The organism is Polaribacter sp. HA6-7 (assembly GCF_055693625.1).
Genome location: NZ_CM146338.1, coordinates 1,305,540 through 1,329,894 on the forward strand (window position 1 = coordinate 1,305,540; position 24,355 = coordinate 1,329,894).

22 protein-coding genes and 4 pseudogenes are annotated in these 24,355 nt (G+C 28.4%); 11 read left to right on the forward strand and 15 right to left on the reverse strand.

Annotated features, from left to right (window positions below; translation table 11 throughout):
* Positions 1 to 70: 70 nt before the first annotated feature.
* The gene (locus tag ACZ1HD_RS07155) at positions 71 to 538 is read right to left on the reverse strand and encodes a GNAT family N-acetyltransferase (RefSeq protein WP_472689037.1); all 468 of its coding nucleotides are present in this window, start codon (positions 536 to 538) and stop codon (positions 71 to 73) included.
* A gap of 217 nt (positions 539 to 755) precedes the next feature.
* Here ACZ1HD_RS07155 and ACZ1HD_RS07160 point away from each other — a divergent pair, with 217 nt between their 5' ends.
* The 7 genes from ACZ1HD_RS07160 (at position 756) to ACZ1HD_RS07190 (ending at position 7,315) form a co-directional block, all read left to right on the forward strand.
* Positions 756 to 1,889, forward strand: coding sequence for a helix-turn-helix domain-containing protein (locus ACZ1HD_RS07160; RefSeq protein ID WP_472689038.1), 1,134 nt, complete (start codon positions 756 to 758; stop codon positions 1,887 to 1,889).
* 99 nt (positions 1,890 to 1,988) lie between these two features.
* Positions 1,989 to 2,477, forward strand: coding sequence for a serine hydrolase (locus ACZ1HD_RS07165; RefSeq protein WP_472689039.1), 489 nt, complete (start codon positions 1,989 to 1,991; stop codon positions 2,475 to 2,477).
* A gap of 47 nt (positions 2,478 to 2,524) precedes the next feature.
* Positions 2,525 to 3,127 carry a serine hydrolase domain-containing protein gene (locus ACZ1HD_RS07170; RefSeq protein ID WP_472689303.1) on the forward strand — a complete coding sequence of 201 codons (603 nt, stop codon included), beginning with the start codon at positions 2,525 to 2,527 and terminating at the stop codon, positions 3,125 to 3,127.
* A gap of 260 nt (positions 3,128 to 3,387) precedes the next feature.
* Positions 3,388 to 4,245, forward strand: coding sequence for an alpha/beta hydrolase (locus ACZ1HD_RS07175; RefSeq protein ID WP_472689040.1), 858 nt, complete (start codon positions 3,388 to 3,390; stop codon positions 4,243 to 4,245).
* Between the two features lie 479 nt (positions 4,246 to 4,724).
* A complete protein-coding gene (locus tag ACZ1HD_RS07180; protein ID WP_472689041.1) occupies positions 4,725 to 5,021 on the forward strand; it encodes a hypothetical protein in 297 nt (98 codons plus the stop codon).
* A complete protein-coding gene (locus ACZ1HD_RS07185; protein ID WP_472689042.1) occupies positions 5,002 to 6,237 on the forward strand; it encodes a S41 family peptidase in 1,236 nt (411 codons plus the stop codon). The genes ACZ1HD_RS07180 and ACZ1HD_RS07185 overlap by 20 nt, the downstream gene beginning before the upstream one ends.
* Positions 6,238 to 6,319: 82 nt before the next feature.
* The gene (locus tag ACZ1HD_RS07190) at positions 6,320 to 7,315 is read left to right on the forward strand and encodes a redoxin domain-containing protein (protein ID WP_472689043.1); all 996 of its coding nucleotides are present in this window, start codon (positions 6,320 to 6,322) and stop codon (positions 7,313 to 7,315) included.
* A 197-nt stretch (positions 7,316 to 7,512) separates the two neighbouring features.
* Here the strand turns inward: ACZ1HD_RS07190 and ACZ1HD_RS07195 are convergent.
* The 4 genes and pseudogenes from ACZ1HD_RS07195 to ACZ1HD_RS07210 all read right to left on the reverse strand — a co-directional run bounded on the left by ACZ1HD_RS07195 (position 7,513) and on the right by ACZ1HD_RS07210 (position 13,345).
* Positions 7,513 to 9,716: pseudogene (locus ACZ1HD_RS07195) on the reverse strand (M1 family metallopeptidase).
* 146 nt (positions 9,717 to 9,862) lie between these two features.
* Positions 9,863 to 11,988: pseudogene (locus ACZ1HD_RS07200) on the reverse strand (M1 family metallopeptidase).
* A 106-nt stretch (positions 11,989 to 12,094) separates the two neighbouring features.
* Positions 12,095 to 12,514, reverse strand: a complete 420-nt coding sequence (locus ACZ1HD_RS07205; RefSeq protein ID WP_472689044.1) for a DUF6702 family protein — start codon at positions 12,512 to 12,514, stop codon at positions 12,095 to 12,097.
* A gap of 30 nt (positions 12,515 to 12,544) precedes the next feature.
* Positions 12,545 to 13,345, reverse strand: coding sequence for a hypothetical protein (locus tag ACZ1HD_RS07210; protein WP_472689045.1), 801 nt, complete (start codon positions 13,343 to 13,345; stop codon positions 12,545 to 12,547).
* Positions 13,346 to 13,575: 230 nt separating this feature from the next.
* Here ACZ1HD_RS07210 and ACZ1HD_RS07215 point away from each other — a divergent pair, with 230 nt between their 5' ends.
* Together ACZ1HD_RS07215 and ACZ1HD_RS07220 are read left to right on the forward strand one after the other, a co-directional pair.
* On the forward strand, positions 13,576 to 13,815 hold the full coding sequence (locus ACZ1HD_RS07215) for an ArsR/SmtB family transcription factor (RefSeq protein ID WP_375240601.1): 240 nt from the start codon (positions 13,576 to 13,578) through the stop codon (positions 13,813 to 13,815).
* Between the two features lie 49 nt (positions 13,816 to 13,864).
* The gene (locus tag ACZ1HD_RS07220) at positions 13,865 to 14,134 is read left to right on the forward strand and encodes a CBU_0592 family membrane protein (RefSeq protein WP_340934086.1); all 270 of its coding nucleotides are present in this window, start codon (positions 13,865 to 13,867) and stop codon (positions 14,132 to 14,134) included.
* A 172-nt stretch (positions 14,135 to 14,306) separates the two neighbouring features.
* On the opposite strand, the gene ACZ1HD_RS07225 is transcribed toward ACZ1HD_RS07220, so the two are convergent.
* The 3 genes from ACZ1HD_RS07225 to ACZ1HD_RS07235 all read right to left on the reverse strand — a co-directional run bounded on the left by ACZ1HD_RS07225 (position 14,307) and on the right by ACZ1HD_RS07235 (position 15,829).
* Entirely contained in the window at positions 14,307 to 14,969 is a 663-nt protein-coding gene (locus ACZ1HD_RS07225; RefSeq protein WP_472689046.1) for a carboxypeptidase-like regulatory domain-containing protein, read from the reverse strand.
* A 75-nt stretch (positions 14,970 to 15,044) separates the two neighbouring features.
* Positions 15,045 to 15,461, reverse strand: a complete 417-nt coding sequence (locus ACZ1HD_RS07230) for a hypothetical protein (RefSeq protein WP_472689047.1) — start codon at positions 15,459 to 15,461, stop codon at positions 15,045 to 15,047.
* A 104-nt stretch (positions 15,462 to 15,565) separates the two neighbouring features.
* Positions 15,566 to 15,829 carry a hypothetical protein gene (locus tag ACZ1HD_RS07235; protein WP_472689048.1) on the reverse strand — a complete coding sequence of 88 codons (264 nt, stop codon included), beginning with the start codon at positions 15,827 to 15,829 and terminating at the stop codon, positions 15,566 to 15,568.
* A 98-nt stretch (positions 15,830 to 15,927) separates the two neighbouring features.
* On the opposite strand from ACZ1HD_RS07235, the gene pepE reads away from it, so the two are divergent.
* The gene (gene pepE / locus ACZ1HD_RS07240; RefSeq protein WP_472689049.1) at positions 15,928 to 16,629 is read left to right on the forward strand and encodes a dipeptidase PepE; all 702 of its coding nucleotides are present in this window, start codon (positions 15,928 to 15,930) and stop codon (positions 16,627 to 16,629) included.
* 170 nt (positions 16,630 to 16,799) lie between these two features.
* Here pepE and ribB read toward each other — a convergent pair.
* The 7 genes and pseudogenes from ribB to tpx form a co-directional block, all read right to left on the reverse strand.
* A pseudogene (ribB, locus tag ACZ1HD_RS07245) lies at positions 16,800 to 17,946 on the reverse strand (3,4-dihydroxy-2-butanone-4-phosphate synthase).
* Positions 17,947 to 17,953: 7 nt separating this feature from the next.
* Positions 17,954 to 18,709 (reverse strand): LptF/LptG family permease, encoded by a 756-nt coding sequence (locus tag ACZ1HD_RS07250; protein WP_472689050.1) that lies wholly within the window; start codon positions 18,707 to 18,709, stop codon positions 17,954 to 17,956.
* A 10-nt stretch (positions 18,710 to 18,719) separates the two neighbouring features.
* Positions 18,720 to 19,403: an LptF/LptG family permease gene (locus ACZ1HD_RS07255; protein WP_472689051.1), complete on the reverse strand. Its 684-nt coding sequence runs from the start codon at positions 19,401 to 19,403 to the stop codon at positions 18,720 to 18,722.
* 60 nt (positions 19,404 to 19,463) lie between these two features.
* Positions 19,464 to 20,120, reverse strand: coding sequence for an outer membrane lipoprotein periplasmic chaperone LolA1 (gene lolA1 / locus ACZ1HD_RS07260; RefSeq protein ID WP_077809125.1), 657 nt, complete (start codon positions 20,118 to 20,120; stop codon positions 19,464 to 19,466).
* A pseudogene (locus ACZ1HD_RS07265) lies at positions 20,117 to 22,569 on the reverse strand (DNA translocase FtsK). The gene lolA1 and the pseudogene ACZ1HD_RS07265 overlap by 4 nt, the downstream one beginning before the upstream one ends.
* A gap of 80 nt (positions 22,570 to 22,649) precedes the next feature.
* The gene (locus ACZ1HD_RS07270) at positions 22,650 to 23,030 is read right to left on the reverse strand and encodes a diacylglycerol kinase family protein (RefSeq protein ID WP_077809127.1); all 381 of its coding nucleotides are present in this window, start codon (positions 23,028 to 23,030) and stop codon (positions 22,650 to 22,652) included.
* A 4-nt stretch (positions 23,031 to 23,034) separates the two neighbouring features.
* On the reverse strand, positions 23,035 to 23,532 hold the full coding sequence (gene tpx / locus ACZ1HD_RS07275) for a thiol peroxidase (protein ID WP_472689052.1): 498 nt from the start codon (positions 23,530 to 23,532) through the stop codon (positions 23,035 to 23,037).
* A 172-nt stretch (positions 23,533 to 23,704) separates the two neighbouring features.
* On the opposite strand from tpx, the gene ACZ1HD_RS07280 reads away from it, so the two are divergent.
* On the forward strand, positions 23,705 to 24,271 hold the full coding sequence (locus ACZ1HD_RS07280; protein WP_375240607.1) for a fasciclin domain-containing protein: 567 nt from the start codon (positions 23,705 to 23,707) through the stop codon (positions 24,269 to 24,271).
* The last annotated feature ends 84 nt before the right edge of the window (positions 24,272 to 24,355 follow it).

Sequence of the window (24,355 nt, forward strand, 5' to 3'; positions counted from 1 at the left end):
TTTAAGAATTTGAGGTTTAATTTAAGCAAGAATGGATGTGTATTTAAATAATTAATTAACAATAAGTTGCTTACGTTAAGTTATTAGTTTTAAGGCTGCTATAAACAGTAGGATTATGTTTTTCCATATATAATTCAGGTTTAGGTATTTTCGTAAACCCAAATTTTTTATAAAGCCATTCTGCCGTATCTGTTAATAAAATCCAGCGTCTCAATCCTTGTAGATTAGGATGATCCATTATTTCATTCATCAGCCATTTACTTAATCCTTTTCCTCTATACTCATTTAAAATATAAACATCTCCTAGATAAGCAATAGTTGAATAATCTGAAATTATTCTAGCAAAACCAATTTGTTTGTTTTCATAATAAATTCCAAAATTTAAAGAGTTTTCAATGGATGTTTCTAAAGTATCAATTGGGATTCCTTTGGCCCAATCAGTTTCGTTTGAAAGGAATTTGTGGATACTCAAAACATCTAATTTATTCTTGTCCGTTGAAATGGTATAATCATTTCTATGTGTTTCTCTAATTTCCAATACAGTTTTTAATTATTTTAAAGTATTTAAATATAATTAGTTTTGTTTAAAGTTTTTGATTTTGAATAAAAATATTCCACTTTTATAAAATAGCTGCTAATCATTCGAATCATTCAAAAGACTTTTTATATATTTATTTAAATAATAAGAACTTTTATGATGTAATACTAATTTTAGCAATTTTTGTTATTTATTTGTACTTTATAAATTAGCAATAATGTTTAAATTAGTCTTACTTAGTATAGCAATTTTTCAAGGAATCATAATTGGTATTATATTGCTTTCTTCACCATTTTTTAAAAATAAAATAAATAAATTTCTTGCTTTTGCACTTTTTTCTATTTCGTTTTCGCTACTTAAGATTGCTTTAGATATTAGTCAAATATTTGAAGTTTATCCTTTTCTAAGATTTATAGAGGTAATCGATTCTGAGGCATTACTTCCTGTATTCGTTTTTTTATTTATTGCTCATCAGGTTAATAACGTTAAACTAAATTTTAGAAAAACATTTTGGCTATTTATACCTGCACTTATCTCAACATTAGGTTTTGGATATTTAGAATTTGGTTTAAATAATGAAATAAGTGAAGAAATTAGTTTGTATAATATTGTTATTGCAATTTCGATTTTAGTTGTTCTACTTATCTTCTATCCTTATATTCTATATAAAACATATAAAGTCATCCAATACTCAAAACATAAACTAGAGAAAAAGTGGTTAACTTATTTATGGTCTTTCGAACTCTTTATTCTAGGTTCTCTTATGCTCATAGTAATTTTAGCACCATTTATGATAAGTGAAATTTTAAATACATTACAAATTTTAGCATTAATTTCTACGTTACTCGTACATTGGATTGCATATACAGGCGTATATAAACTAAAACTCTTGAACGACCGTAACAAAATTAAAAATTTAATAAAATACAGTAAATCAGAAAGTGAAGCGGCGCATACTTTTGAGTCTTTTGAACAACCTATAGCAATTAAAAAACAAATTGTAATATCAGAGGACAATAGTTATTATCAAAAGTTAGAGAACCTTTGTTCTGTTCAACAAATTTATAGAGATAGTAGTTTAGACCGAAATTCAGTAGCCGAGGTTTTAGGTATTAGTCCTAGTTATGTTTCACAATTAATTAATTCAATTACAAGTGAAAACTTTTCAACCTATATTAATAGGTATCGTGTAGAAGAAGTAAAAAGACTCATTTTGGATCAAGAATTTAAAAACTACAGTTTATTAGCAATAGGTTTAGAATGTGGTTTTTCTTCAAAAACTACGTTTCATAACTCATTCAAAAAAATTACAGGTATGACACCAAATGCCTACAGAAAAAAGTACAAATAGGTTCCATCTTGTTTGGTTTAGAGGTTTTGGAACTTTTAAAATACTACTTCTCAATAGTTTTGCATCTAGAAATATTTATTAAAACAATAAAAATTAATTATGCAAAAAAATCAAAAACTAATGAGAAATGCTTTAAAAGGAAAAACTTTATCACTAATTCTATCAATTGGTTTCATTTTAACAAGTTGCAACAAAGATGATGATATTGGTAATATACCTAGTCAATTATCAAATGATATCGAAAATAAAGACTATGTTAGAATTATTGAAAAAGATATTGCTAATTTACCAATTAACACTCAAGTTGCTATAGCTCTCATTAAAAACGGAACTACAGAGTATTTAGGAGTAACTAATGATAATAATACATTAAGAAGAATAAATAACGCTGAATCAATTTTTGAAATAGGCTCAATCACCAAAGCATTTACAGGTGTTTGCTTCGCAAAAATGGTTTCAACAAAAGAGGCTTCATTAACCGAAACACTGCAAAAACAGTTTGATTTTTCAATACCAACAGGTGGTGATATTACACTTGAGCAATTAGCAAACCATACTTCGGATTACCAAGATTACCTTCAAATATAGCTGAGGTTGTTGATTTTGATATTGATAATCCTTATGAAAATTATAGTATTGAAAACTTAGAAAGTTATCTGCAAACTGATGTTAATCTCAACTCAGTAAGTGGTACAGAATATTTGTATTCTAATTTAGGAATGGGTATTTTAGGGTACACTCTAGCACAAAAAAGAAGTACTACTTACGAAGAATTATTACAAGACATTATATTCTATCCATTAAATATGGCGAATTCTACAACTTTATTAGACAATGTGGATACATCAAAATTAGTAGAGCCAAGAGATATAAACGGAAATGTAGTATCGCATTGGGATTTTTCGGAAACAACTTCTGCAGGTGGTTCTATAAAATCTTCGGTATCTGATATGTCAAAATTCATTATTAAAAATTTTGATAATGATATGGTGTACAATATGGCGCAGAAAAAAACATTTGATATAGGAAATAATTTCTATATGGGTTTAGGTTGGAATTTGTTAGAAGGTGATGGATTTAAAATTCACCATCATAATGGTGGTACAGGTGGTTTTTCTTCTATGCTTATGTTAGACAAAGAAAAGCAAACAGGTGTACTAGTTTTATCTAATGTTGAAGGTTTTAATGACGCAATTGAGGAGTTATGTAATTCTTTGTTTATAGAGATTAATAAGTAAATTTCTCACTCTTTATGATTTTATGTTAAATTAGATTATCACTTCTATTTGTTTTATTAAAAACTATAATATTAATAGATAAAACTAAACAAGTTATTTTAAATTATTAAACAACCTTAATCTTTGAAACATAAAATTTTTGAAATTACAAATATGATAAAAATAGGATTACATATATTAAAGCTTGCTTTTTTGTTAATATCAATTAATGCTTTTAGTCAAAATATCAGTTCTGTTACGAATAGAATAATTACAAAAAAATGATATCTCAATATTTTAAAAACAAAAGAACCATAAAAATTCTTTTACCAGAAAAATATGATGTTAACAAAAGTTATCCAGTAATATACACATTAGATGGTTTTGAACTTTTTCCTATCGCAAGTAGTTATGTTAATTTTTTAACGAAATATGGTGTAATACCAAATTGCATAATAGTTGGAATATATCATAATAATAGAAATTACGAAACTATGCCCAATTATGGCAGTGATATAAGAATTCCTGTAACAGAATTTTTAGAAGGCTCTGCCAATCTTAAAAATCATTTGCTCGAAGAAGTAATACCAATAATAAAGAAAGAATATACAGTATCAGGGTTTAATGTAATTATAGGTCATTCTAATACGGCTACGTTTGTCAATGAGATAATATCAAAAAATGAAAATAATTTTAATGGATATATTGCAATAACACCAGATTTACTAAAAAAACAAACTGATTATTTGGAAAAATATCTTTCCGAAAAGCAATTGAAGCGTACTTATTATTTTGTTAGCTCTGGTTTAAAAGATGATAAATACAGATTAGAGTCTGGTATTGTATTAGACACGGTTTTTCAAAAATCAAAAAATACAAATTTTAAAGGCTTACATAAAATTTATAATGCAGGACACTTAGATTTAGTACCAAAATCATTAAATGATGCTTTGATGTTTATTTTTTCAGATTATAAGAATTATGATGATTTTAACGATAAAGTATTAAATAGTAAATTTTCTATTTCTGATTACATTGATGAAAAATCAATCCTTATTAATAACATTTACGGAATAAACTATAATTTAAATGAAGAAGACTTCTATTACCTATTGAATTTAGTTTTAGAAAAAAGATAGAAAACTTTTTGAACAAATTTTTGAAGTTGGTGAAAAAAATGAATTCTTCTTTAAAGACGACAAATATGCATCAAAAGCCCAATATTACGAAGAAATTGAACTTTATGAAGATGCTTTAAAAAATTGGAAACTTCAGATAGAAAATGGATTTTATAAAAACACATTTTATTTTGAAAGACCATTTATCTTACTTACTACAAAATTGAATCGACCTAAAGAAGCTATAGTGTTTTTAGAAAAAGCAATTGAAAAATATCCTGAAGGTAAATTAATATTTAATTATTTAATCGCAAAGACTTCCTTAAATACAATTTAAAAAAGAATAAGGGAGTTAAAGCGATTAATTATTGCATCAATAGATTTAAAGAAAATAATAAATTTAGTTTAAAGGACGCACTAGAAATTAAATCTAATATTATTAAAAATTAATACAAATCATCTTTAATTCACCATTAATTATTTTTCAATTCATATTACAAATGAAAAAAGTTATTATTAACTCATTTTTATTAATTTCTGTATTTACAGTATATAGTCAAACAATCGACCAACCATTTTCTAAAAAAATGAAAAAAGACTTAAAAATCTTTAAAGAAATACGTGTAAAAGCAAATTCAGGTCTTTATAAATATCGAACAGAGGCACAAATAGATAGCATCTACAATTGGGCAAATCTTGAAATTGAAAAATCTTCAAGTTATCGTGATTTTTATAATATTATTTGTAAGCTTACTGATTTTGAAGGAAGTTTGCATAATGAAACAAGTCTGCCGTGATAAAATCTTAAAAAAATTACAACAAGAAAGCTATGGTTATTTTCCTTATCCTGTAAAATGGAATCATGGTAAGTGGATTGTTAATTTTAAAAATGATAAAATTCCACTAGGCTCTCAGATTTTAGCAATTAATAGTTTACCTATCTCTGAAATAATTTTAAATCTTCAAAAGTATTATACTACCGATGGGCTTAATGTATCAGGTAAAAGAATTGGTATTAGAAAACATTTTGCAAAATATTATAGGTTAAATTATGGTCAAGAAAAAGAATTTAATATAACTTTTATTAGAAATGGATCAAATTTTAAAGAAAATATAATTGTTGAAGCTATAAGTTATTCTAATTATTATAAAAATTTTAATAACAGGCACTCAAAACCTTACGACAATATTTATTATACAGAATTAGCGGAAAGTGAAAAGTATAGTTTTAAAATATTAAATGCAAAAACTGGATTTTTGACTATTAATACTTTTAGTTTGGGAGACGAAACAACTAAAGAGCATAAAAAGTATTCAAATTTTTTAGATAGTATTTTTATTAAAGTTAAATCTTTAAACTTAAAAAACCTAATTGTGGATGTTCGTCAGAATAGTGGGGGCAATGACCCAAATGATGTGTTAACTTACTCTTATCTCACATCAAGAAAATTTCAAGAAAGTAAACAAGTTTGGATAAGTTTCAAGGAAATACCGTTGTTAAAGAATCTTAATATTTCAGTTCCTAAATTTTTGAGGCCATTTGGTGTTGGTAAATATAATCGTCACTTTCAAAAACGATTTCCTGTAGAAAAGGATGGAAAGTATTTTATTAGTCAAAACACAAGTGAAATGAAAATACGAGAACCAAACAAAAATGCGTTTATAGGTAATATCTATCTTTTAGTAAGTCCTGCAGTAGCTTCGGCAGGTAGTTTATTTGCATCAATGGTTTCAGGGAATGAGAATACTACAGTAATCGGAGAAGAGTCGATGGGAGGATATTATGGGCATAATGGTCATACATCTTTAGGATACGTGCTTCCTAAATCGGGAATTATTACTGATTTTTCTATAGATAATATTCAACAAGACGTTGTTAATAGAAAAAATCAATTAGTCAAAAGAGGAATCATACCCAACTACACGATTCATCAGAGATACCAAGACTTTCTAGAAAATAAGGATACCCAAATGAATTTCACATTAGAATTAATTAAAAAGGATGGGCAATAAAATATTCTAGATTATTATAATAACAATAAATTAAAATATTACTATTTATAAGCAGATTATCTATAGTTAAATAAAAACAAATATGAAAAAAATAACTTTTGGATTCGCACTACTATTAATTTTTTCTTGCAATGAAAAACAAGACTTGAAATTTTCATTGAGTGGAATAACAAACGGATTAGAGAATGGGACTATACTATATTTAGACTATAATAATAAACCAATAGATTCTTCTATAGTTAATGATAATACTTTTAAATTTAAAACCAAACTAGTTCATACACCAATAAAATTATGGCTTCATAACAAGAATTTTTCTAATTATAGAGCATTTTGGGTAGAAAATAAACCGATGTTATTTGATGCTACAAAAACTGATTTTAGAAATGCGAAAATAACAGGTTCTGAATCCGAAAACTTGAGTTTTAATTTTTATCAAGAAATAGATACACTACCTGAAAATGAAATAAAAGAAAAGGAAATTGAATTTGTAAAAAACAACCCGAATAGCATTGTAAGTGCATCAATGCTCTCTCTATATTCTACAACTTGGGGAAAAGAAAAAACAAAAGAATTATATGAAAAATTTTCAAAAGAAAATAAAAATTCAAAATTTGGTAAGGAAATTGTTAGATATATCGAGTTAAATAAATCACCTAAATTTGGAGATCAATTTATAGACTTTGAATCTGAAAATCAAAATGGCGAACTAAGTAAACTATCAAAATTTAATGGAAAAATAGTATTACTTGAGTTTTGGGCTTCTTGGTGTGGTCCTTGCCGTCAAGAAAATCCAAATCAAGTTAATACTTATAAAAAATTTAATTCTAAGGGGTTTGAAATATTTGCTGTTTCTTTAGATATCGATAAAGAAAGTTGGCTTAAAGCTATTAAAAAAGATAATTTAAATTGGGAACAGGTTAGTGATCTAAAAGGAGAAAAAAACGAAGTTTCACTTATTTATGGTGTTAATGAAATACCTGACAACTTTTTAATTGATAAAAATGGATACATTATCGAACGAAATTTAAGAGGCCAAGAACTAAATTCTAAATTAGAAGAAATATTAAATAAATAATTTTTTAATTTTTATAGGTTAACTAAAAAGATAAAAAACAATATAATTGAAATCATTCATTTTATTTACAGTTAATTATTTTTAAGAAATCACGAAGATTTTATGGTTCTTAAAAATAAAAAATCCAGAGAATAATTTCTCCGGATTTTCTTATAATTTAAATAGTACTTGTTTATAAATTACAAACAATAGAAGTTTTAGTTCTTTTGTTTCTTTTTAAAATCTTCAAATTTATTACCTTCTTTTTTAGGCCAGCTGTTGTTAGAAGTATCAACATCAGCAGTTTCAAAATCAGGATCTACTACTATACTTGTAATTTCTTTTGTAGAAGAAAATACTCTTCTTGCAGTTGTATCGCTACGCATCCAAATTTGTGCAGGAAAAGTTTCTCTTTTTGTAGTACCATCTGCATACGTTAATTCAACGATAATTGGCATTACTAAACCACCTGGCTTTTCAAATTCTACAGAGTAAATATACGCAGGTACTTCTTTACCATTTGCATATTTATTCATTGCATTTGCGTTTGCATCTTCTTTTTTGTCTGTAATATACACTAAGTCACCTAAGTTGTCAAAATACTGCTTGTATTGTTCTTTTAACTTAGTTACTCTTTCACTTGGCTTATCTGTTAAATATAAAGGCTTAACAGTTTTAATTCCGATATCTGTAACATCTGTAGTGTAAAACCATCCTCTAAAGAACCAATCTAAATCCATACCGAGATGCATCTTGCATAGTTCTAAAGAAATCTTCTCGAGTTGGGTGTTTAAACATCCATCTTTGAGAATACGTTCTAAATGCATGGTCAAACAATTCTCGGACCCATAATTGTTTTTCTTAAGATATATAAACCAGCAGCTGGCTTAGAATATGCATTAGGACCAAATTGCTTTACATAATCTCCTTGAGACATAATAGGAGAGATGTTTGCTTGGTCTCCGCCCATATAACGTGTAATGTTTTTAGCAGGATTAGAAGCAAATAATTCTGGATCATATACATCTTCAGCTAAAATTTCTACGAAAGAGTTTAAACCTTCATCCATCCAAGTCCATTGTCTTTCATCAGAATTTACAATCATTGGAAAAAGTTGTGACCAACTTCATGAATAATTACTCCTAACATTCCTTTTTTAGTTCTGTCAGAATACGTTCCGTCTTCATTTGGTCTACCAAAATTAAAACAGATCATTGGGTACTCCATACCTTGTCTTTCTGAGTGCACAGAAACAGCTTTTGGGTAAGGATAATCGAAAGTTAATTTAGAATACTCAATTAAAGTTGTTGCAACAGCTCTAGTAGAGTGCTCTTCCCATAACGGGTTTCCTTCTTTTGGATATAAAGAAGTAGCCATAACAGTTTTACCGTTAATGTTAACTGCCATTGCATCCCAAATATATTTTCTTGACGTAGCAAAAGCAAAGTCACGAACTTTGTTTGCTTTAAATTTCCAAGTTTTTGTACCCGTAGCACGTCCTTTTTCGTTTTTCTCTGCTTCTTTTTGAGTTACAATTAGAACTGGCTTGTCAAAACTTTTTCTAGCTTTTTCAAAACGCTTACGTTGTGTTTTAGATAAAACATCTTTTTCATTTTGTAAAGAACCTGTAGCCTCTACAATATGGTCTGCTGGTACTGTTAAGTTTACTTCGTAATCTCCAAATTCTAAAGCAAATTCAGAACGACCCTAATTGCATGTTTTGCCATCCTTCTACGTTATTGTAAACTGCTAATCTTGGAAAAAACTGAGCAATTGTATAATTTTTGTTTCCATCAGGAAAAGATTCTAAACCAGTAACGACCACCATCTTTGTTGATATCGTTGATTAAGTAATTCCATTCAATTCTAAATTCGAAAGTTTTACCAGGTGATAATGCTTGTGGTAAATTAATTCGCATCATTGTTCTGTTAATTGTATGAGACAATGGCTTACCATTACTTTCTACTTTTGTAATATTATATCCAAAACCTTTCTTTTCTCCCATGTAAGAGCTCATAAAGTTGTCTCGAGTAACAAAGGCAGCAGCACTGTTAGATTTTGCCAACGGTGTTTTAGAATCATCTGCACGCATGTTTTGGTCTAACTGTACCCATAAATATTCTAAATGGTCTTTAGAATTATTGTGGTAAGTAATGTTTTCGTCACCATAGATTTTGTTTGCATTTTCGTCTAAACGAATATCCATTATATAATCTACTTTTTGTTGCGAGTACTGATGTCCTGGAGCACCAGATGCAGTGTGTTGATCGTTTGGAGTAGCGAAAACATCTTTCATTTGTCTGAATTTGTTTTCGTCTGTGTGCCCTTGCTGAGTTTTCTTTTTTCTGTTGTTTTCTGTTGTGCTATTGTTGCAAAACTAACAAAGAAAAGAGAAAACATTAGTAAAGAAAGTTTTTTCATTTTGTTTGAATTGAATTAATTATGTCGCCTAAATTAAGCATATAAGTGCAGTTCTGTTAAATATTGTTAAAATTTTAACAAACCTTTATAAAAAAAGCGGTGTAAATATTAATTTACACCGCTTATAGTAATTGAATAGCTAAAAATTAGTTCTTCATTTTCTTTTTAAACTTACTAAATTGATCTTTCTTTTCTCTAGGAAAGCTGTTATTAGATACATCTACATCTGCAGTTTCTAAATCTGGATCGATTACAATCTTAGTAATTTGCTTATCTGAATGAATTGCTTTTGTTACTTGCTTGTCATTGTATCGCCAAATTTGTGCAGGATACGTTTTCTTTTCTTTAGTGCCATCTGCATATGTTAATTCTACTATAATTGGCATTACTAAACCACCTGGTTTGTTATAAGTAACTTCATAGAAATACTTTGGTTTAGCAGATTTTGGTTTTTTAATTGTTAAACCAGCACTTTTATCTTCAACAAAATTAACACTTCCGTTGTTAGATTCTTCTGCATAAAACTTTTTAACACCTTCGATACCGATGTCTGTAACATCTGTTGTGTAAAACCACCCTCTCCGAACCAATCTAAATCTACACCGAAGCATCTTCCATTGTTCTAAAGAAATCTGCAGGCGTTGGGTGCTTAAATTTCCATCTTTTTGCATAGGTTTTAAAAGCATGGTCAAATAATTCTTTACCCATAATTGTTTCTCTTAAAATCCATAAAGCAGTTGCTGGTTTACCATAAGCATTGTTACCAAAACTGTACACATTATCTCCTTTAGACATAATTGGCGCAATTCTAGATTGATCGCCGGCCATATAACGAACTATGTTTTTAGGATAACCTCTTGTAATAGGAAAGTCTTTATCGTAGTCTAATTCTGCAAGCATTTCCATGTAAGAATTTAAACCTTCGTCCATCCAAGTCCATTGTCTTTCATCAGAATTAACAATCATAGGAAAGAAGTTGTGCCCAACTTCGTGAATGGTAACTTTAATCATTCTATACTTTACTCTATCAGAATAAGTTCCATCAGGGTTTGGTCTTCCTGGATTGAAACAAATTTGCGGATATTCCATACCCATTTGTCCGTCTACAGAAATAGCTTTGTGATAAGGATAATCAAAAGTATATCTAGAATACGTTTTTAAAGTTTGTGCAACTGCTCGAGTAGAATGGTCGCCATATAAAGGATTTGCTTCTTTAGAATATAAAGATTCTGCCATTACAGTTTTACCATTAATATTTACAGCCATTGCATCAAAAATAAATTTTCTTGAAGTTGCAAAAGCATAATCTCTTACGTTTTCTGCATAAAATTGCCAAGTCTTTGTTTTTTTAGACTTCTTTTTTTCAATTTTTTCTGCTTCTTCTTGCGTTCTAATAACTACAGGATTGTCAAAAGTTTTTCTAGCTTTTTCAATTCTTTTAATTCTTTTTTAGAGAATACATCTTCTGGATTTTTTAAAACACCAGTTGCCCCTAACATATGGTCGTCTGGCGTAGTAATGTTTACTGTAAAATCTCCAAATTCTAAAGCAAATTCACTTCTTCCCCAAAATTGGTCGTTTTGCCATCCTTCTACATTATCATACACACACATTCTTGGGTAAAACTGTGCAATCACATAATTATTATTACCGTTTTCTTTAAAATGCTCGTAACCAGATCTACCACCATCTGTTCTGTGGTTGTTGATATTGTACCACCATTTTATTTTAAACTGAAACTTTTTTCCGTAAGCCAATGGTTGCGCTAAATTAATACGCATCATTGTTTGGTTAATCGTATAAGATAAATTACTATTATCTATGTTTTTAACGTGTTCAATTTTAAAACCGCCATCAAAAGGTGCATCGATATAAGATTTATTAAATCTTGCTGTTGACGTTTTACCCGGAATTCTACTAGATTGAATATCTGGAGTTTTAGAATCTGCAGCACGCATATTTTGGTCTAATTGCACCCATAAATATTGCAACGTGTCATCAGAATTGTTGTGATATGTAATTGTTTCTTCACCATAAATTCTTGCGTTTTCATCATCTAAAACAATATCCATATTGTAATCTACTTTTTGCTGCGTATATTTTATTCCTGGTGCACCGAAGCAGTTCTTTGTAAATTAGGAGTTGGTAAAATTTCTTTTAACTGTCTAAATTTGTTTTGATTTGTGTGGCCTTCTTTTGTTACAGATTCTTGTGCAAAAGTTGCGCCAATTACAAATACAAAAGAAAGGATTAGTAGCCCTATTTTTCTCATAATTTGAAATTTGAATTGATTAATAATAGTTAATATGTTAGTATTTCTGTGTAATTATCTTTCTCTAATAAAACGCTTTTATTTTTTTTACCAACTTTAGACTTTATTAAGTTTTGTTGTTCGGAAAGTGTTTCATTAGTATTTTGTTGCTAATTTCTATAGAAGAAACAGCGTTTACATCTTCTATTTCTAAATAGAAAAAAACCAAATCGCCTTCGTATTCTTTGCCAATATAATTAAAGTTTTTAGCGTTGTTATTAATTTTAAAATGCAATTTATCTTTTAAATAGTTTTCAAAATAAATATCGTTATTTTTTAATTCTTTTTTGGTGGTAAGCTGCAAATCGATATTGTTGTCTTTATTTAGAGCAGTTTCAATATCATCCATAAAAACATTTATAATTACCTGTACAGATTTACCTTCCTCGTTGTATTTTATTTGAGTTAAGCTTAAATAATATTTGTGTACAGAAAAAGAACTTAGGGTTATTACGAATAGTAATAAAATATATTTTTTTAATTTCATATAGTTTTAAAAAACAATTACTGAGCCAAATTACTCTTTTTTTATAATTAATAAGTAAGATTTACTTTCTGATTGTAAAATTTTAATAAGTTCTAAGATCTTTTTTTCTTTGTGTAAATCTTCTATCCCTAAAGGATTGCAATATTCAAGAAAATGAAAATAGCGATCGATTGGTATTTTTAATTCATCAAAAAAGAATTTATCACCTAACTCTGATAATATTTTGTACGGAAAAGCTTTTTGTCTCGCTAACTTTTTTCGCAAAGCCCATAAACGTTCAGAATCTTTAAAAGGCATGCTAAAACCAGCACCCGCGCCAGCAAATCTTGCAGTTGGGTCTGTGGTAACCAAATCGGGTTTCATTTTATCTATAAGATCATCTGGTGCTGCGATAGACATATCGATATCAGAAAAATCTAAAATACTTTTTAATGCTTTTTCTTTTTTATCTATTGGAACAGATTTAGAATCGGCCTCTAAACTGCCAAGTAAATCATGTCTTTTTAGCTCGAATGTATCTAAAACGACTGTGTTGTAAGCTAATTTAACAGCCATTTTTTTTGTGCTAATAATTTGCTCTGTAATAGTAATTATTTTGGTAATGTGTTGTATAGACGAAACTCTTACAGAATCTCCTTGTTTTACAAAAAGCCTAAAAGTACCATCATCCGCAGAAAAAGTACCTTGATTTGTTTTAAGATTGATAATATTGGCATTTTTTACCAACTTTAAAGAATCGTTAACTTTTCCGTTGATTATTGTTCTTCTATCTTGAGCAAAATTGAAGAAACTAGTAAAGCATAAAAAGAGGAAAAGTAATTTTTTTGCCATTTAATTTAGTTAGTTGTTTACAAATTACGGAATTACCTTGATTAAAATTACTGTTTATTTTTATAAACTTCTGTTAAAAGATACTCATTTTAAACTAGTTTATAGATTTTCGATAATATTAACTTAAATCATTTTGACATATCTAAAATTATAGATATGTTTGTTGTATGGATTTAAAATTAGCGACGCAAATAGGGAAGTGTTTATCTAACAAAGTGAGGTTTCAGATAATGGAATGGTTAAAAGATCCTGAAAATAATTTTCCGCCACATGAAACACTAAAGCATTTTAATGATGGTGTTTGTGTAACTTATATTCAAGAAAAAACAGGTTTGTCTCAATCTACAATTTCTACTTATTTAACAAATATGGAAAAATGTGGCTTATTAATCTCTACAAGGCATGGTAAGTGGTCTTATTTTAAAAGAAATGAAAAAGTGATACATAATTTTGTAATGTTTTTAAAATAAAAAAATTTAATTAATCATTTCGATATATCGAAATATAACAATGTGTAATATGAAAATATTAATAGATATTCTTGGTTGGTCTGGTTCTGGTTTCATAATTCTTGCTTATGCAATAACCCTATTAGAAAATAAAAAGTTTATTACTTATGGTAAATATTTAAATTTAGTTGGCGGAGTTTTAATAGCTATTAATTGTTATTACTATAATGCTATTCCGCCATTTGTTACTAATTTACTATGGAGTATTATTGCTACATTAACAATATATAAATCTAGAGGTAAAAAAGAAAAATGTGACAAAACGAAATGTATTTCTTAAGTATTTGTTATTCAGATTTTATATATATCATAGATTTAATGCTTTAAAAATTCTAAGCTTTCTATTTTTAAGATTGTTATTAGTTTTAACATCTTTTTATCTTTATATAATTGAATAATGTTTTTGTTTAAACAATAATTTATAAAAAGAGTATGTTGTTCTTTTTTAATATTTAAATCATTTTTAAAAAATCTTCGCCCAATAGGTTGTAAATTTTCTTAACTATTTTATCTTCTTCATCTAATACATCGCTAAAGTTTTTCTTTTTCTTTTTCTTGTTAGAATTACCAACACCAAAAGAGAAACCAACGCCTTCAAAAGTATTTGGCAATCTTAACTTAGTTGGTTTTATTAAATGAGCTTCACTCAAACCTACTTTCATGTTTGCAATTTCTTTTAAATCTAAATTTTTAATACCTATCAATAAATCGGCAACGGCTTTTTCTTTATAATTCTTTTTAGGTGTTTGTTTAATATCTGCTGCTAGAAAACCTGTTAAATTGGTTCTTTTGTATACAATTTCATCTAAATTATAAATCGCTTCTTTTACTTCGATCAAATTTTCTTTTTCTATAAAATGATAGGCTTTTACAATCATTTTTTTTGTTTGATAACCTATAGAACTCAATTGTAAAGTGTCGTTAACTTTAGCTTTTATTTGAAATTTTCCGTTTTCTAGAGAAAATGTTCCTGCTTTAGTATTTAAATTGATAATGTGTACATCTTTTACTACGGTAGTAGAATCAATAGTTTTTCCTTTAAATATAGAAGCTTGTTTTTGTGAGTAAATTGACAGAGGAATTAAAATAAAAATGTAAAGTAATTTTTTAGGCATGTGGTTGATTTTCTACAAAGTAAGTAGAAACCAGTCTTAAAAATCTATTAAAGCAATTGTAAAAGCATGTTAAAATTAATCCTTTTTTAGAGTCACTTTAATATCAGATGCCTCTTTTAAAGGAAAAGATTTACTTTGCTTTAAAAGTATTGCCATTACTTTTAAATTTTCCTTTTTATTAAAATGATAAATAATATTTTGCTGTATACAATAATTTAAAAAAGGATTAATTTGTTCTTCTTTAATCTGCAAATCTGTTATAAAAAAATCATCAGAAAAATACTTTCTAATTTTAGACAATCTGTTATCTTCTAATTGAATTTTCTTTAAAAGCTTAGCGCTTCGATTATTGCCATTTAAAGCATTTATTAAATTATCTAAATTTACAACGCCACCACTACTAACTTTAAAAATAGCTTTGTCTTCTTTTGCAACAGTATTGGCATATGGTAAATTTAATGTTGCTGAATTTATTACCGGACCTTTATACACAAAAATATCTTTGTCTTGTTCGAAAATACTACGTGGTTTTTCTAAAGTAAACTCTTCTAAACTAACAATTTGCTGTGTTAAATTGATGTCTATTTTTAAACTTTTTAAATCCTTTTTTTGATATTAATTACGCTATTTTTTAAATTGATATGAGAAAAAGATAAGCTATCGCCTAATTTTACAGGAATAATAAATTCGCCTAAATCATTAGAAATAGTACCAATATTGGTATTTAAATTTATAATATGTACATCTTTAATTGGTAAGCTATCTAAGCTTACAATTCCGGCAATTTCTAATCGATTACTTTGTGTATAAGTTTTGCTGATAAAAGTAATAAGAAGAATGAAAAGGATACAATTTCTCATGCTACAAAGAAAATTGGTAATCGTCTTAAAATTGTATTAATGCAATTGTAAATTTTTGTTAAACCTAAATTCTAGTACAATTTTATTATTTTTGATGTATGAAAAACATGATCATAGCAAGTACTTCTACAGTTTTTGGAAGTACATATTTAGAATATTTATTGCCAACATTAAAAACGCATTTTAAAAATGTAAAAACCATAGTTTTTATACCTTTCGCAAGACCAGGCGGAATCACGTATGACGCCTATACTGCAATAGCAAATAAAGCATTTGCTACCATTAATATTGCCGTAAAAGGGTTGCATGAGTTTGAAAATAAAAAAGAAGCTTTACAAAATGCTGAAGGAATTTTTACCGGAGGTGGAAATACGTTTGAGCTGGTAAATCAAATTTACAAACATGATATTTTACAAACTTTAAAAGCGGTATTAGAAAACGGAACGCCTTATTTAGGTACAAGTGCCGGTAGTAATATATGTGGTGTTAACATGAAAAACACCAATGATATGCCAATTGTGTATCCGCCAAGTTTTAAAACTTTAGGTTGTATTCCTTTTAACATAAACGCACATTATTTAGATCCCGAAGAAGGTTCTACGCACATGGGCGAAACAAGAGAAACAAGAATAAAAGAGTTTCATGTTTTTAATGATACGCCTGTTTTAGGTTTAAGAGAAGGTAGTTGGTTAGCAGTTAAAAATGTTGAAATTACTTTAAAAGGTTCACATACGGCAAGGTTATTTACTAAAGATAATGCTGCAATAGAATTGGAAAGTGGAGTAGAAGTAGTTGTTTAAAAATTAGATAGTATCAAACATAAAAAAACTCCCATGAATTGGGAGTTTTTTTATTTCTATAGTTTTCTTTTAAAATAAAAAGATTTTCTTTTAGAATTGCTGGGTTTACTTTTATTAAAGTATTTCAAAATCATTAAAATAATAATTAATAAAGATATCCAAAGCATAGATTAATAGGTTACATAATCTACAATTTCTAAACCATAACCAATCATACCAACTCTTTTTGTTTGTTGCGAATTGGTAATTAATTTTAATTTACTAATATTTAGATCATGTAAAATCTGTGCACCAATTCCGAAATCTTTATTATCTAATTTAATGTCTCGGTGCTTTTATTTCGCCATGTTCTTGATTTTCTTTTAATATTTTTAATCTAGTTAACAAGTTTTGCGATTGATTTTGTTGATTCACAAAAAGGATTGCACCTTTTCCTTCATCATTAATCACTTGAAACATTTGGTCTAATTTCTTATCTGCATTATTAGTTAAGGTACCTAAAATATCGTTATTAACTAAGGTAGAATTTACTCTAGTTAAAACACCTTCTTCTTTAGACCAAGAACCCTTTGTTAATGCAATATGAATTTGATTATTAGTTGTTTGCTCATAAGCTCTTAATCTAAATTCTCCAAAACGTGTTATAATATCAAAATCTTCTTTCTTTTCGATTAAAGAATCGTGCTCCATTCTGTAAGCAACTAAATCTTCGATAGAAACAATTTTGATGTCAAACTTTTTGGCAACTTCTAAAAGTTGTGGCAAACGTGCCATTGTACCATCCTCGTTCATGATTTCTACAATAACACCTGCAGGTTCTAAACCGGCTAAACGTGCAAAATCTATTGCCGCTTCTGTGTGCCCAGTTCTTCTTAAAACACCACCTTCTTTTGCTCTTAACGGAAAAATATGTCCGGGTCTTGCTAAATCGAAAGGTTTCGTTTCTTTATCTACCAACGCTTGCATTGTTAAAGCTCTATCAGATGCAGAAATACCTGTAGTAACTCCTTTACCTCTTAAATCTACAGAAACTGTAAAAGCTGTTTCCATTGGGTCTGTGTTATTATTCACCATCATTCCCAATTCTAACTCTTTACATCTTTTTTCTGTTAAAGGAGCACAGATTAATCCACGACCATGAGTAGCCATAAAATTAATCATTTCTCGAGTTGCTTTTTCTGCGGCTGCTAAAAAATCACCTTCATTTTCTCTGTTTTCGTCATCTACAACTATAATAACCTTACCGTTTCTTACATCTTCTATTGCCGCTGCAATACTATCTAGTTGTGTGTTATTTTTATTTGATATTGAAGTCATATTTATTTTAGTTGTCTTTTTTAGACTTAAATTTTAAAAAGAAATTTTTAATAGGTTGTGTAATTGCATCTACATTAAACAAGCCTTTATCTTTGGTTGCTCTTCTGGTTAATAAGATACCAAAAGGAACCATTATCATTGCAGAAACCCAAGAACCTAATAAAGAAGATATAGAGCTTTCTTCTGCTAAATTTTTACCAAATGTATTACCAAAGAAATACAATACATAAATAGAAATGGCTAAAATCATGGGTAAACCAAAACCACCTTTTCTAATAATAGAACCTAATGGTGCTCCGATAAAAAATAAAATTAAGCAAGAGAAAGATAATGCAATTCTGCCGTAATATTCAGAATCAAAAAAGTTAAGAGTTTTTCTTTTCCTTTTTATAGTCGTCATATTATTTTTCACATTGGTTAAGGCACTATTCATTTTGGTTTTTGCACCATTTAAAATACCTATTTTATCTTTAAGTGAAAAGTTGTTTAATATTTTTGTTGAATCTAAGTATTTAATATTTAGTGTATCGGAATATTTATAAAGTTCTTTAGATTTAGAAATTGTAGCAATACTTTTGGCTCTTAACGAAAGAATTGTGTTATAAGAATCTTTAATAACAGGTATGGTGTCTTGTAATTGGTTTAATTTTAGCATTTTAAAGCTATTCTTAAACCTTTGTTCATCCAATTGTCCGTCACCAACTAAATCAGAAATATCAATATTGAATTCATATTCTTTAAATGTTGCTTGAGAAGCAGGCATTTTTGCTTTTTTATCTCGGAGATCTTTGAGACTTGGTATGGTCTTCATAGTAATAACCGTCGTACAATATAAAAGTCATGTATCTAGAACCTTCTTCAGAAATAATTTTACCTCTTTCTGCAGTAATTACTTTTTGATTGCCTTGTCTAGAACTTAAATCATAGATTAAAACTTTTTTTAAGAGATTTTTTTCTTCACCATATTTTTCTTCAAACTTAATTTGATAATTTGGTAAATCGCTATTAAAACTTCCCGGAACTAATGCTAGTGCGGGTTTTTTCTTTTTTATATTATAATATAAATTTTGTTGTTTTAAAATAGCATAAGGAAAAATATTATTCAAAAATAAGAAGTTAATACCACTTAGTATTAGTGTTAAAAATACAAGAGGTCTAACCAATCTTTGTAAAGAAATTCCTGCTGATTTAGCAGCGGCAAATTCGTAGTTTTCACCTAAACTACCCAAAGCCATAATCGAAGAAAGTAAAACGGCTATTGGCAATGCCTGTGGCACAATACTTAATGATGTATAGTATAAAAACTTTAAAATAAACACAACACTAATACCTTTACCTGCAATGTTTTCGAAAGTTTGCCATAATAATTGCATTACTAAGACAAACAATACAATTAAAAATGTTGCAGCAAAAGGTTTTAGAAATGTTTTTAAGATGTATTTATCTAAAATTTTCATTGTAGCAAAAGTAGTTTCTTAAATATAAATATGCTACTAATTTTGTATTAATCGATAAAATTAGTCTATTGTGTAGTTTTTGCTTAAAAACTTTGCTTTGTTAAAAGAAAAGAAGTTTTTAGATAATTCTTCGTTTTTTCTAAATTTTGTGATTGTAAAAGTTGTTTTAGAAGTATTTGCTCCTGTTTGAATAAGCTTGTAAATGTGCTTTGTTTTAGCATCGATACCCAACTCTACTTTTACAATTTCTGAAGCACTATCTATAGGATTTAAAGTAACAAATTGTATTTTTCTACCTTTAATGTTTTGTAATTTACCCCATTGTAAATTGTAACCTTCTTTATAAAAAGTTAATAGTTTAGAAGGATAAATAAAGCCGTCGTCTCCACTTAAATCGCTATCAGAAATCGAAATTTCTTTTTCCTCATGATTGATTACATATAATTTTTTGCCATCATATATAAACTGATTGCCTAAATAATTTAAGCTATATTTTTCTCCTTGTAAATTAATTTCACCTCTAATTGGTGGTTCATCTCCTTCTTTAATTCCGGCATCTTCATTACTTAACGTTTGGCTAAAACCAATGTACATATTTTTATATGCGCCCATTTTAGTAGAAACTTCGTCTAATAAAGATTTTGCTTTTGCATCGTTTTGAGCAAATGTAATAGTTGTAATAAAAAGACTTAAAAATAAGATTCCTAATTTCTTCATAATTTAATAATTGTAAACTCTTTTATGAGATTATACTTTTTTTCGTTTTCTAATAATTGATCTAGTGCTACAAAATCCGGTACTAAAACTTGTCTCGCCTTACTACCTTCAAAACCACCTACAATTCCTGCCGCTTCTAATTGATCTATTAATCTACCAGCTCTATTGTAACCAAGTTTTAACTTTCTTTGTAGTAGAGAGGCAGAACCTTGTTGTGCTGTAACAATAATTTCTGCGGCATCTCTAAACAGTTTATCTCTGTCTGCAATGTCTATATCAACAGTTGTGCCACTTTCATCATCAACATATTCTGGCAGTAAAAATGCTTCTGAATACGCTTTTTGAGAACCAATAAAATCGGTGATTTTTTCTACCTCTGGTGTGTCTACAAAAGCACATTGTATTCTATTGATATCATTACCAGCGGTGTATAATAAATCTCCTCTACCAATTAATTGATCTGCACCACCAGCATCTAAAATTGTTCTAGAATCTATTTTTGATGTTACTCTAAAAGCAATTCTTGCAGGGAAATTGGCTTTTATAATACCTGTAATTACGTTTACAGAAGGTCTTTGGGTTGCAACAATTAAATGAATACCAATAGCTCTAGCAAGTTGTGCTAAACGCGCAATTGGTGTTTCTACTTCTTTACCAGCAGTCATAATTAAATCTGCAAATTCATCAATAACTAAAACAATATAGGGTAAAAATTGATGTCCGTCGTTAGGATTTAGTTTTCGAGCTTTAAATTTAGCATTGTACTCTTTAATATTTCTAACCATTGCAGCTTTTAGCAAATCGTAACGGTTATCCATTTCGATACATAAAGAATTTAAAGTATGCACAACTTTTGTCGTATCAGTAATAATGGCTTCTTCAACGTCTGGTAATTTTGCTAAATAATGTCTTTCAATTTTATTAAAAAGTGTTAACTCTACCTTTTTAGGATCAACTAGAATAAATTTAACTTCTGCCGGGTGTTTTTTATAAAGTAAAGAAGTTAAAACAGCATTTAAACCTACAGACTTACCTTGACCTGTTGCACCCGCCATTAATAAGTGTGGCATCTTTGCAAGATCGACTACAAACGTTTCATTAGAAATGGTTTTACCTAAGGCAACTGGCAACTCCATTGGCGATTCTTGAAATTTCTTTGATGAAATTACAGAATGCATAGAAACTATTGTAGATTTTTTATTTGGTACTTCAATACCAATTGTACCTTTTCCAGGAATCGGGGCAATAATACGAATACCCAATGCAGATAAAGAAAGTGCAATATCGTCTTCTAAATTTTTAATTTTAGAAATTCTAATTCCAGCTTCGGTACAATTTCATATAAGGTAATTGTTGGTCCTACAGTAGCTTTTATTTCTGCAATACCAATTTTATAATTTTTTAGAGTTTCTACAATTCGGTCTTTGTTGGCTTCTAATTCTTTTGGATCTATAGATATTGTTTCGTTGTATTGTTTTAATAAATTAAAAGTAGGAAACTTAAAATTTGCAAGTTCTAAGGTTGGGTCAAATTCACCAAAATCTTTTACTAATTTATCAGATAAATTCTGAGTCGAAGATTCTTCTTCTCTACCAATAGCAACATCGATGCCTACGTCGTTTAAATCTTCTACAGTTTCTTCAATATTTGCTTCTGGTTCATGCGCAACAGTTAAAGTTAACTCTTCTTTTTTTGTTTCAACATCAGAATGTTTAGAAATTGTTGGTTTTAAATCGATTACAGATTTTTCGAAATTAGACTTTTCTTTATCATCGGATGATTCTTCGACCGTTTTCTTTACAACTTCATTTGTTTTTTCCTTTTCAATAGCCTTTTCATCTTCTTTTGCATTAGAAATGTTTTCTTCAACAATTAAAGATTCTTCTTGTTCTTTAGCCGCTCTTTTTTGTTTTAACTTTTCAATAAAAAGGTCAAAAGTAACCTTGTATCGAACTACAATATAGGCAGCAAATAGAAAGATTAATGCAATTGCTAAACCAGTTTTACCAATAAAATCTTGTAAATATTGGTTGATTTCAAAACCAACAATACCAGATAATAGTGCAAACTTTACATGCAGAAATCCAAGTGAAATCGATATTAAAACCATCGCAACTAAGCTCCAGTTCCAAGCAAGAATAATTTTAGAAAGTTTTCTTTTAAACAATACATCTAAACCCATTAAAAATAACTGAATTGCGATTATAAAAGAAGCAATTCCGAAACCTTTGTATATAAAAAAGTGACTTAAATTTGCGCCAATTTTACCTAATAAATTACTGCTTTTAACGGCTCTATTTGTTAATTGATCTAATGTGCTTTGGTCTTCTTGCCAATTAAAAAAGAATGATATAAAAGCAATGCATAAAAAAACAGAAAACGATATTAAAAAAAACCAAAAATTGTCTGTGCCTGTTTTGTTTTTAAAAAAGCAAAAATAGGGGTTTATTTTCTAATGTTTTCGTGTGTTTTTTTACGCTAGGTTTTCTTTTAGCCATTAAGTAAATGAATTATTATAAGTGAGTTATGCTAAAATAGTAAAATGATTTTTGGAATATAAATGAACCCGGAAATAATTAAAGATATTATAGCTGCAAAGGTAGGTGCCCCAGCAGCAATATCTTTTATAAATCCGATTTTAACATGAAAATCTGGATGAATAAAATCTGCAATTTTTTCTACAGCGGTATTTAAAGATTCGGCAACTAAAACCATTCCTATTACCATAAATTGAAACATCCATTCTATATTAGAGATGTTAAAATAAAAGCCTAAAATAGTTGCAATTATTGCGATTGCAATTTGCGCCTTAATACTATCTTCTGTTGTAATAAGCAACCATGTACCTCTAAAAGCAAATTTTAAACTGCGTAATCTACCTTTAACAAAGCCGTCGTTTGGGTTTTTCATTAAATTATATTGCTTTTAATGCAGCTTCATAATTTGGTTCATCTGCTATTTCAGAAACTTGTTCAGTATAAATAACTTTACTTTCTTCATCTAAAATTACAACTGCTCTAGAGTGCAAGTTAGCTAAAGGTCCGTTAGCAATATCAAGTTCATAATCTTTACCAAAACTTCCGTTTGCAAAGTCAGATAACATTATAACATTATCAATACCTTCTGCACCACAAAAGCGAGCTTGCGCAAATGGTAAGTCTTTAGAAATACATAAAACAACAGTGTTTTCTAATTCTGATGCTTTTTTATTGAATTCTCTTACAGAAGTAGCACAAGTACCAGTATCTATAGAAGGAAAAATATTAAGAACTACTTTTTTACCTTTAAAATCTTCTAACGTTTTTTCTGATAAATCTACTGTTTTTAAAGAAAAATTAGATGCTTTAGAACCAATTTTTGGTAAATTTCCTATTGTATTTATTGCGTTTCCTTTTAAAGTTATATCTGCCATTATTTGTTTTTTTAATTAGAAATCAAAAGTAATAATAATTAAATTATTCGAGTAATTATATAGATGGAAACCTAAGAAATATTTGTTTTGGGATTTTTTTAACAAAACCAAAAGTAAATGAATATCGTAAGTGCTTTTGAGAACAAAAAATTAATAACTCAATTTACAAATTATGAAAAAATTAAATTTTATCAAAGCCTCAGTATTTATTTTTGCAATGTTTTTAGGTCAATCTTTTATGGCACAAAAAACCAAAATTGTTGGTGGTGCAGCAATGTATCCTTCTAAAAACATCGTAGAAAATGCTGTTAATTCTAAAGACCATACAACATTAGTTGCGGCAGTTAAAGCTGCAGATTTAGTTAGTGTTTTATCTAGCGATGGTCCGTTTACAGTTTTTGCACCAACAAACAAAGCTTTTGGTATGTTGCCAAAAGGAACTGTAGATGCTTTGTTAATGGCAGAAAACAAAATGAAATTACAGTCTGTTTTAAAATATCATGTTGTTGCTGGTAACTGGAGTGCAACAGAAATTATAAGCCTTATTGAAAAAGGAAATGGTAAAGCTGTAATTAAAACAGTAAGTGGTGCAGAAATTACTGCTTGGATGAAAGGAAAAGATGTTTATATTTCTGATGAAAATGGAGGAAAAGCAAAAGTTACAATTGCAGATGTAAACCAATCTAACGGAGTAATACATGTGATTGATGCCGTATTATTGCCTAAAGCCAAAATGTAGTTAAATAATTTCTAAATAAAAAAGCTACCTTTTTAAGGTAGCTTTTTTTGTGTATAACTTCTGTTCGCACATTTATATAATTTA